At 66.7% G+C, this 10,052-nt stretch carries 9 protein-coding genes; 2 read left to right on the top strand and 7 right to left on the bottom strand.

Annotation, left to right across the window (positions count from 1 at the left end; genetic code table 11):
• Position 1: 1 nt before the first annotated feature.
• The 4 genes from Y706_RS0100320 to Y706_RS0100335 all read right to left on the bottom strand — a co-directional run bounded on the left by Y706_RS0100320 (position 2) and on the right by Y706_RS0100335 (position 5,790).
• Positions 2–1,453, bottom strand: coding sequence for an aspartate kinase (locus Y706_RS0100320; protein ID WP_028275041.1), 1,452 nt, complete (start codon positions 1,451–1,453; stop codon positions 2–4).
• A 75-nt stretch (positions 1,454–1,528) separates the two neighbouring features.
• On the bottom strand, positions 1,529–2,800 hold the full coding sequence (ectB, locus tag Y706_RS0100325) for a diaminobutyrate--2-oxoglutarate transaminase (RefSeq protein WP_028275042.1): 1,272 nt from the start codon (positions 2,798–2,800) through the stop codon (positions 1,529–1,531).
• A 487-nt stretch (positions 2,801–3,287) separates the two neighbouring features.
• Positions 3,288–4,187, bottom strand: a complete 900-nt coding sequence (locus Y706_RS22720; RefSeq protein WP_253906656.1) for a M20/M25/M40 family metallo-hydrolase — start codon at positions 4,185–4,187, stop codon at positions 3,288–3,290.
• Positions 4,188–4,362: 175 nt separating this feature from the next.
• Positions 4,363–5,790, bottom strand: coding sequence for an MFS transporter (locus tag Y706_RS0100335; protein WP_343213010.1), 1,428 nt, complete (start codon positions 5,788–5,790; stop codon positions 4,363–4,365).
• Positions 5,791–6,067: 277 nt separating this feature from the next.
• Between Y706_RS0100335 and Y706_RS0100340 the strand changes: the two genes are divergently transcribed.
• Both Y706_RS0100340 and Y706_RS0100345 read left to right on the top strand, forming a co-directional pair.
• The gene (locus Y706_RS0100340; RefSeq protein ID WP_028275044.1) at positions 6,068–7,192 is read left to right on the top strand and encodes an LLM class flavin-dependent oxidoreductase; all 1,125 of its coding nucleotides are present in this window, start codon (positions 6,068–6,070) and stop codon (positions 7,190–7,192) included.
• On the top strand, positions 7,192–7,653 hold the full coding sequence (locus tag Y706_RS0100345; RefSeq protein ID WP_028275045.1) for a MarR family winged helix-turn-helix transcriptional regulator: 462 nt from the start codon (positions 7,192–7,194) through the stop codon (positions 7,651–7,653). Before Y706_RS0100340 ends, Y706_RS0100345 begins: the two co-directional genes overlap by 1 nt.
• Positions 7,654–7,700: 47 nt before the next feature.
• Here Y706_RS0100345 and Y706_RS0100350 read toward each other — a convergent pair whose 3' ends face one another.
• From Y706_RS0100350 to Y706_RS0100360, 3 genes are all read right to left on the bottom strand, one after another.
• Complete coding sequence (locus Y706_RS0100350) at positions 7,701–8,504, bottom strand: transglutaminase-like domain-containing protein (RefSeq protein WP_028275046.1); 804 nt, start codon at positions 8,502–8,504, stop codon at positions 7,701–7,703.
• Positions 8,505–8,590: 86 nt separating this feature from the next.
• Positions 8,591–9,421 carry a hypothetical protein gene (locus Y706_RS0100355; RefSeq protein WP_028275047.1) on the bottom strand — a complete coding sequence of 277 codons (831 nt, stop codon included), beginning with the start codon at positions 9,419–9,421 and terminating at the stop codon, positions 8,591–8,593.
• Between the two features lie 30 nt (positions 9,422–9,451).
• Positions 9,452–10,052 (bottom strand): M20/M25/M40 family metallo-hydrolase (locus Y706_RS0100360; RefSeq protein WP_028275048.1); only part of this gene is annotated, 601 nt, incomplete at its 5' end.

Below are 10,052 nucleotides of genomic sequence, written 5' to 3' on the forward strand. Positions count from 1 at the left end.
GCTAGAAGTGACGTGCCACAGTTCTGTCGCCCGCCGGAACAGGGGTCATATCCTGGCCGGAAATCGGGACCCACGTCTGGAGCGGGGGGCCAACAGCGGGTGTGAGATGGCCTTCATGACCGGCCGCCGTTGCCTCGTCCGCCGGGGTCATGCCGAAGGCCCGCCGGACAGCGCGCTCGGCATCGGCGAGCCGGTCGGCGTGCGTGACAGCCCCCACGGACGTCTCGGAGATGTCGACGAGATCGAGCTCCACGTCGGCGTCGGACAGGGCCTTGAGGAAGGTGCAGAAGATTTCCGGGGAAGACCGCATGCCCAGTCCAGTAATGGACACCCGGCCTACCCGGTCCTCGTGCTGCAAACCTTCAAATCCAATGCTTCCCTTTTCGGCATCCAACACAGCAAGGGCGTTGCCCGCATGGGCAGCAGGCACGATCAGGGCAACGTCGGAACGCCTCGGGCCGGGGCCGGCCGTATTTTGGACAATTGCCTGGACATGCGCCCCGGAACGAGAGAGGACATGCAAAATGCGCGCCATGCTGTCCGGCTGGTCCGGAATTCCCACCACAGTGATTTTCGACGCCGAGTTGACCCCGGCTACTGCGGTCACCTCGGGTTGTTCTCTGGCGGGCTGGAGCAGTGGATGACGGTCAAGGCCGGGCAGAATCAACGTCCCGGACTCCGGCACGAAGGAGGACCTCACATGGATCGGAATACCGAACCGGCGGGCGTATTCAACACACCGCAGGTGCAGTACCTTGCAGCCGGAGGCGGCGAACTCAAGCATTTCCTCGCTGGAGAGGATCTCGATCTTCCGCGCCGTCGGGACAACCCGGGGATCCGCGGTGTAGACGCCGTCGACGTCCGTGTATATCTCGCAAATATCGGCTTCGAGCGCAGCGGCCAGGGCGACCGCGGTGAGATCCGAGCCGCCACGGCCGAGCGTGGTCACCCTGTTCCGTTTCTGCGTCCTGCCCTGGAATCCTGCGACGATGGGGACCTCGCCACGGGCCAGACTGCTGCGGACGCGGTCCGGCCTGACATCAGTGATGTGTGCCTTGCCGTGGATGTTGTCGGTGATGAGGCCGGCCGCACTGCCGGTAAATGTGCGGGGCAGCTGGCCGAGGTCCGCCAGGGCAATCGCCAAAAGGGCCGAGGACACAAGCTCGCCGATGCTCAGCAGGGCGTCAAGGTCAACAGGCAGCGGCCGGGGGGAAACTTCCGCGGCAAGATCGCAGAGTTCATCGGTGGTGTCCCCCATGGCGGACACCACCGCCACGACCCGATAGCCGTTGGTCCGTGTTTTGGCGATCCGCTCGGCTGCCCGGAGGATACCCGCGGCATCCGCCAGGGACGAACCGCCAAACTTTTGAACAATGACACTACCCGGGGGAATCGCCCGGTCGGTTTCCGCTAGATCACTGTCGTTGAAAGCTGTTGCCTTGCGGGTACCCATTTTGCTCCCCGAAATCTACTTCGATTCTTGCAAGGGGCACTGGCCCCTTTGAGCCGTTTTGCCCTGTTCGGATGCTCAAATGGTTGATCCCAAGGCCACCGGCTCCCCGGTCACAGTCACCGCGGCTGCAGCGAGAATATCGAGTCCCTTCTGAAGATCCTCGGGGCTGATAGTCAGCGCGGGCATCGTCTTGACCACTTCACCTTCGGGTCCGGACGTTTCCACGAGCAGACCACGGGCGAAGGATTCAGCCGCAATCTTCTCCGCAGTTTCGGGGTTGGGGTAGTAAACACCCGCGAGCAGTCCCCGGCCACGGACCGCGGCGCCTTCGACGCCCGCTGCGATCTGGGTAAGCCCCTCGTGGAGCAGGGAACTGAGCCCCGCGACGCTTGACTGGAAGCTGCCGTCCCGCCAGTAGTGCTCCAGGGCAGCGGCGCCGGTGACGAAAGCCGGGTTGTGCCCCCGGAAAGTTCCGTTGTGCTCGCCAGGCTTCCAAATATCCAGTCCGGGTTTGAACAGTGTCAGTGCCAAAGGCAGTCCAAAGCCCGAGATGGATTTCGACAGGCAGACAATATCCGGAGTGATCCCCGCTTCCTCGAAGCTGAAGAAGGTCCCGGTCCGTCCGCAGCCGGCCTGCACATCATCCACGATGAGCAGGATGTCGTGTTCCCGGCACAGCTCGGCAAGGCCTCGCAGCCAGGACGCCCGGGCAGCCCTGAGCCCACCCTCGCCCTGGACGGTTTCCACGATCACCGCTGCGGGCTTATCGATGCCCGATCCCCTGTCCTCCAGGGCTTGCCGGAGCCACAGAAAGTCCGGCATCTGACCATTGAAGAACCCGTCATAGGGCATGCTCGATGTGTTCGTCAGCGGGACGCCGGCTCCCTGCCGTTTCATTGAATTGCCCGTGACCGACAACGATCCCAGGGTCATCCCGTGAAACGCGTTGGTGAAGCTCAGGACATGCTGCCTGCCGGTAACCTTCCGGGCAAGCTTCAGGGCCGCCTCCACTGAGTTTGTTCCCGTCGGTCCGGGGAACATGACTTTGTAGTCCAAATTCCTGGGCTCGAGGATCAACTCCCGGAAGGTTTCCAGGAACCGCCGCTTGGCCGGTGTTTTCATGTCGAGTGAATGAACGATTGCGCCGGAGAGAAGATAGTCCACCAGCGGCTGCAGCAGCACCGGGTTGTTGTGCCCGTAGTTCAGTGCTCCGGCGCCGGAAAAGAAGTCCAAATATTCTCTGCCGTCTTCACTGTAGAGGCTGCTGCCGGACGCACGTTCAAACACGGTGTCCCAGCTGCGGCAGTAGCTGCGGACCTCGGACTCCAAGCTTTCGAAGATATCCATCTGTCGATGTCCCCCGTACTTCCGACTGGCGAAGATGCCCGAGCGCAAACACAACCCGGGTTTTCCGGATGACGGGCGCGGGAAGGGGACAGTGCAGCGCCTGCGGCGCACTGACCGTTGCTTCACGGGGCCCGTATTTACTCCCGTATAGAGGTGCTCTAGTAGAGGTGCTCTAGGCGGGAACTGGGCAGATCCTAGACGCCTGCCCAAATGCTTTTCCGTTTCTTATCGTAAACTCAGGAAACTCACAGCACCTGAGTAGCGGGTACCTGTCTTTTCCCCTCAAACGGCTGATTAACTACCCGATTCGGCAGCGTTTCTCACCTTCGGCAACCCCGGGCTACTCGGAAAAATGCGGGCCGCCGGGCATCCGGCGGACATGGGCGCCGGCGCCATGGACATCCCACTTCCTCGGCCAACTGCGACGGCGAACGGGACGAGGGATGGGACACCGTTTTGAGATTCGTGTCAAAGGCGAAACTGGTGTTTAGCCGGACTTGGCCATCGCGTAGGCCACGGTGCCGTAGGCTAAGGCGCCGGCCATTTCGGTGAGCAGGTCCGGGTTGGTGTTGGCGATCGTGTCGCAGGCCTCGTGGTAGCAGGGATCGAGGTCCTTGCCGGCCACCCCGCCAAAGGACCGCGCCTGGGCCTGGGTCTTCTTCTCGACATCGCCGGTGAACAGCCCGCCGCCGGGAATGCCGGCCGAGAGGAAGGCGTCGTAGTCCGAGCCGCCGTCAAAGGGCGTGGTCTCGGCCGGCAGCGCGTTCTCCTGGAAGTACCGGAACAAGATGTCCTCGATCGCCTTGGACCCGGCCGGGCCGGCGTCGCCGAAATCCGATCCGTCCCCGTCATGCACGGACCGCACACCGTTCGGCGAGGCCGCCATGTCCACGTTCAGGTTCGCCGCGGTCTGGCCGATCTCGGCCGCACTGAGTTCGTCGACGTAGTGCTGGGACCCGTACAGGCCGTCCTCCTCGCCGCCCCAGAACGCGAACCGGACCCGGTTGGCCGGGGTGATCCCGGCCTCCTTCATCCACCGCGCGGTCTCCAGGACCGCCGCAACCCCGCTGCCGTTGTCGTTGATGCCCGGGCCCTCCTGCACGGAATCCAGGTGCGCGCCCACCACCACGGTGTGCCCGGCATCGCCAACCGTGTCGGCGAGGATGTTGAAGGACTCCACCCGCGCCTTGCCCCGGCCATCACGCCGAAAAGAGAAGGTCTGCCGCACCGGTTCATAGCCGGCCGCGCGCAGCTGTTCCTCGACGTAGCGGGCCGACTCCTCATACCCCGAGGTCCCCGCGGCCCGGTTCCCGCCGTTGGCATCGGCCACCCGCTGCAGCGCCTGCAAGTGCCCCACCATGTCCCGGGACTTGAAATCCTCCAGCACGGCACGCGCATCCACCGTGCTCGCCGGGGCCAGCACCGTGGGTGCCGAACATCCCGGAACCAAAAAGCTGATTGCCACCAGGACAGCCGCGGCCGCCGTCCGCCCCCGCTGGTACCTCCGCCTACCCGTCACGCTAAGAACATACTTCCTCAGTCGCCGGGGAGGAAGGCCACCCCTAGTGCGAGCCGGCCCTAAGCGGTGCGGCGGCCACGGCCGCCGGGTCGGAGAAGGCCAGACGGGGCACCATCACCAGCGCGGCAGCCGCGGCAAGCCCGGTGACCCCGCAGATGGTCCATACCGTGAGGTAGCCGGCGAGCGGCGCCGCGGTCTGACCGGCGTCCCCCGCGCCGGCCCCGGCCTCGGCCAGGACGTGGCTGACCAGGGCGATGCCGAACACCGCGGACGCGAAGGCTCCGCCGATGGTCTTGGTGGTGTTGGTCAAACCCGTGGCCATCGCCGTCCGATTGAGGGGCGCGGCCGCGGCGGCCGCCGACGGCAGCGCCGCCACGAGCGCCCCGGAGCCGACACCGGCGATCGCCATGTTGGCCAGCGCCTGGATCAGACTGCCGTGGAACGGCAGGAACAGCAGGTAGCCCAGGCCCACGAGCGTGGCGGCGCCCACGAGGGTCCAGCGCGGAGTGAGCCAGCGGGTCACCACCGGGTACAGCAGCGCGCCCACCAGCAGCGCCAGCACATAGACGCCGATGATGATGGAGACCTGCCCGGCGCGCAGCCCGAGGCCGTAGCCGTGCAGCGCGGGATCTGTCCGGGCGAAGGTGGACAGCGGGGCCTGCGCGCCGAGCACCGAGACGCCAAAGAGCCCGGCGGTCAGCTGGACGGGCCACATGGACTTACCCCGCAGCATTCGGATGTCGACGAGCGGATCGGCCGCGCGCAGCTCGAACCGCGCGAACGGAACGAACACCAGAATTCCGGCTCCCACCAGCGCCCACGGCCACCACGCGCCGGCCCCGTTGAGGCGCATGAAGGTCAGCCCGGACGTGATGAGCAGCAGCCCGAGGGCGAGGAGCGTGAAGCCGCGGGTGTCCACGCGCCCGCCGCTGCGCTCCCGCGACTCCGGCACGCCAAACCTGACCGCGAACCAGCATGCGGAGACGGCCACCGCGGGGACCAGGAGCACCAGCTGCAGCTGGCCCGCGAACACTTCCACGAGCGCACCGGCGGCGAGCGCCCCGGCGATGACACCGGCTTCCAGCGCCCCGACGAGGACGCCGGCCGCGCGCCGCGTGCGGGCGGCGCCGTCGGGCAGTTGATGGACGCGGCTGAAGATCAGGGCAATTTCCAGGGGCAGCCAGACCACGTAGAAACCCTGGAACGACCACGCGGCCAGGAAGGTCCAGAAGTCCGGGGCAAGCGCGACGCCCCAGGAGGCCATGGCGGTGACCAGCGTGGAAACCAGCAGGATCCTCTTATGCCCGTACATGTCCCCCAGCTTGGCCAGCACCGGCACGGCGAGGGCGCTGACCATGAGCTGCGCGGCCTCGAACCAGTTGACGTCGGCGTCGTGGATCCCCAGGTGCCGGGCGATATCGGTGAGGATGGGCGTGTAATAGCCCTGCAGGATTCCACTGGTGAGCTCCACCAGACACAGAAAAGCTACAACACGGCGCATGGCGGCCTTCCGGGAGGGCGGGCACCTCGCGGCCAGCCGATTGATTGCATCCTAGGCCCGCGCCGTCGCCGAAGGCGGGAACGCGGCCGGCAACGCGGCCGGGAAGACGGGGCGGGAAACCCGGCCGGAACGACGCGGGAATATTCGTCCGGGCCGGGCGTTATACCGCTCGATAGATGCAAATGCATCTAAATCGGTTATAGTAGAAACAGATCCCGGATCCACCCCGGCCACGGAAAGGCACACCATGCAGATCGGCGTATTCAGCGTCAGCGACATCACTACCGACCCCACCACGGGCCGCACCCCGACTGAGCACGAGCGCATCAAAGCGTCCGTGGCGATCGCCAAGAAGGTCGAAGAGATCGGCATGGATGTCTACGCCCTCGGCGAGCACCATAACCGGCCGTTCTTCTCGTCCTCCCCCACCACCACGCTGGCGTACATCGCGGCCCAGACCGAGCGCATCATCCTGTCCACGGCCACGACCCTGATCACCACGAACGACCCCGTGAAGATCGCAGAGGACTTCGCGATGCTCCAGCACCTCGCGGACGGACGCGTGGACCTGGTCCTGGGCCGCGGCAACACCGCCCCCGTCTACCCCTGGTTCGGCAAGAACATCCAGGACGGGATCGAACTCGCGATCGAGAACTACTCCCTGCTGCGCCGCCTCTGGGACGAGGACACCGTCAACTGGTCCGGCAAGCACCGCACCCCGTTGCAGAACTTCACCTCCACCCCCCGCCCGCTCGACGGCGTTGCCCCCTTCGTGTGGCACGGCTCGATCCGCACGCCGCAGATCGCCGAAGTGGCGGCGTACTACGGTGACGGCTTCTTCGCCAACAACATCTTCTGGCCCAAGGAGCACTACCAGCAGCTGATCGGCCTCTACCGCGAACGCTATGAGCACTACGGCCACGGCAAGGCGGACCAGGCGATTGTGGGCCTCGGCGGCCAGTTCTTCATGCGGAAGAACTCCCAGGACGCCGTCAAGGAGTTCCGTCCCTACTTCGACAACGCCCCGGTCTACGGCCACGGCCCCTCGCTGGAGGACTTCACGTCCCAGACCCCGTTGACCGTCGGCAGCCCGCAGGAAGTGATCGAAAAGACCCTGTCGTTCAGGGAGTACTTCGGCGACTACCAGCGCCAGCTCTTCCTGATCGACCACGCCGGCCTGCCGCTGAAGACCGTCCTGGAACAGCTGGACCTGTTCGGCGAGGAAGTGCTGCCGGTGCTGCGCAAGGAATATGCCGCGCTCAAGCCGGCGCACGTTCCCGAACCGCCGACGCACGCCGGCCGGGTTGCCGCCGCGCTGGCAGCGGGCACCGCCGACGCCGCCGCGGCGGAGACCACCATTCAGGGCTCATGATGCCCGCCAAGACTACCGAATCGCCGGTACGCCTGGCCGCGGAAACCTGGGAGTCCCTGTTCCGGGCCCAGGTGGCGGTGATGCGCAAGCTGCAGGCGGCGCCGGCATTCAAAGCCCTGGCGCTCAATGAGTACGACGTCCTGTTTACGCTCTCCCGCTGCCCCTCCGGGTGGCTGCGCCTGAACGAGCTCAACGACAACGTGCTGCTGAGCCAGTCCAGCCTGAGCCGGCTGGTGGAGCGGCTCGAAAAGCGTGGGCTCGTTGAACGGACTCCAGCCCCGGAGGACGGCCGCGGGATCCTCATCCGGCTCACCGATGCCGGACGGGACCTGCAGAAGCAGATCGGCCGGGAACACGTGCGCGACATCGCCGCGCTCGTGGGCCCGGCCCTCTCCGCCGCCGAACAGCAGGAGCTGCTGCGGCTGACCGAGAAGCTCCGCGCCGCTGTCTCGGGGCGCTAAGGCCGTGTGCGGAGGCCGTGCGCTGAGGCCGCCCGGCCGCGCACTGCCTAGTGGATCGCGACGAGCTGCGCCGGGTCTTCCTGCGGCAGGTTATCGACGACGGCGGTGACGCTGAGTTCCTTCAGGGACAGGCTGCCGCCCACGGTGGACAGGAAGGCGGTGTCCGAGGAATCGCGTCCTGCCGTGATCCGCAGCATGCTCTCCCGTGGCGCCAGCCCCGTGGGGTCGATGACGTGCCAGGCGCCCTTGATGTGCGCCTCGGCCACGGCGTGGAAGTCCATCGGGGTCAGTCCCGGGGCGTAGACGGCGGCCAGCCGGGCCGGGACGTTCTTGGAACGCAGCAGGGCAATGGCGAGGTGGGCAAAGTCCCGGCAGACGCCGCGCCGGTGCAGCAGTGTTTCGACCGCGCCGTCGGTCCCCCGCGAGGATCCGCTGACGTAGCGCAGCTCGTTAAAAACCCAGTCCCGGACGGCGTGGAGCAGCTCCTCGCCCTGGAGCCCGCCGAATTCGGCGTAGGCGGTGGGCAACAGCCGGTCCGATTCCGCGTAGCGGCTGGGCCGGACATAGCGGATCAGTTCCATGAGCCCGGGTTCCTCGGGCAGCGCGAAGCCGGTCACGGTGGCCGAATACTCAACCAGGACGTCGGTGGGTTCGGCGAATTCCATGTAGTGGAAGCGGCCGCCGTGATGGTCCGAGAGCTCGGTCAGCGGCACGTCCCCGCCTCCCGCGGTCACCCTGAGCGATTCGTCAATCGAGTCGTAGCCGGCGTTCCGGGCCACGGCCACGGCGAGAGCCACCTTGGTTTCGGCAACGGTCTTGAAGGCCAGGCGGGCGGCTACGGCGCGTTCCATGTATCTCTGTCTCCGGGATGTGGGATTGAGGTGGGTGCAGGAAAAGCCGCCGTCAACGGCCCGGGGGATGTGCGGGGCGGGCGGGACTAGTTTTTGATCTTCAGAGACATTAGCATCCGCTGGACGTTCGCGAATTCGGACCCCTCGTTGACGTACTTGGCCGCCTGGTCGAGAGTGTCGAACGCCTTGGCGGGGGCAACCTTCTGGTCCGGCGCCAACGCCTTGAGCACTGTCAGGTCCCCAAACGAATAGTCCCCCTTGCCGGCCGGGCCACGGACCACGTTCTGCAACGCGCAGCTCTTGCCGCCGGCGCCGCCCACCACGTTGGTGATGCCGTAGGAGCCGAAGTACTTGTAGCCGTGGACCACCCGGAACACCACGTGCGGGTCAATGGTTCCCCCGCCGCCGGCGTGCGGCAGGTCAACCGGCACGCTGCTGACCACGACGTAGTTGCGGGCGGCGTCGTCCGGGCAGGCCGCGGCAGGCTGCGGGGGAAGGCCGGTCTGCAAGGTGGCCAGGTAGGCGCCGCCGGCGTCCTTGACGGTGATCTTCAGCGCCCCGGGCAGAGCACCGGCGTCGGGAGCTACGGACTGGACAATCCAGTCCTGCGGCACCTCAAAACTGACGGACTTTGCCGGGTCGGTAAAGACCTTCCAGGCCGCTGCGCTCGAGCCCGGGGTGGGGGAAGCGCTGGCCGAGGCGGCGGCACCAGTGGTGGCTGACGGCGTCGCACTCTCACTCGCACCGGGACTCGCACTGTCCGCCGCGCTGCTGCCGGCGGTCCAGACCGGCGTCCCCTTGCCGTCGCTGCTGCAGCCCGAAAGGGCTGCCACCGCGACCGCGAGCGCCGCGCAGGTGCGCAGCACAGCGCTCCGGATTCCTGCGGTGCCTGCTGAAGAAGGGGCCGTCCCTGTCATGGTGCCATCGTAGCCGGGGCGCCGCATGACTCAGAGCTCCCGCATCAGTGTTTCGTAGAACCGGACCCCCTGCTCCAGCGCCTCGAGCCCTATCTTTTCGTCAACGGCGTGGATCGAGCCGCGGGCCCGGACGTCCATGAAGAAGGGCGCGAAGCGGTACACGGCACCGCAGATCCCGGTGAAACGGCGCGAGTCGGTGCCGCCCATCATGATGTAGGGGGTGATGATCGCCTCGGGGAAGACCTGCCCGATGCAGTCCGCCAGCAGGTCCCACTGGGCCCCCGAGGACGGCGACACCGGAGACGGGTCGTTGCCCTCCACGACGCGCAGTCCGACTTTCGGGTCGCGGATGATTTTCCGCAGCAGTGCCATGGTGCCCTCGACCGTCTCCCCCACCGCCACCCTGATGTTGGCGTTGGCCTTCGCCGTGGCGGCGAGGACGTTGGCCCCGGAGCTGCCTTCGAGCGTGGTGATGGCGACGGTGGTCCGGGTCATGGCGTTGGTCTCGCTGCCGAGCCGGCCGAAGAGCCAGGTGATCGGCGCCCGGAGCAGTGCCACGTTCGCGAACACGGCCCGCAGCGGTGGCGGGGTGTGCGGGCCGAAGCGGCGCAGCATCTCGGCGGTCACCTCC

This window comes from Arthrobacter sp. I3, from assembly GCF_000520575.1.
Classification (GTDB): Bacteria; Actinomycetota; Actinomycetes; order Actinomycetales; family Micrococcaceae; genus Arthrobacter; species Arthrobacter humicola_A.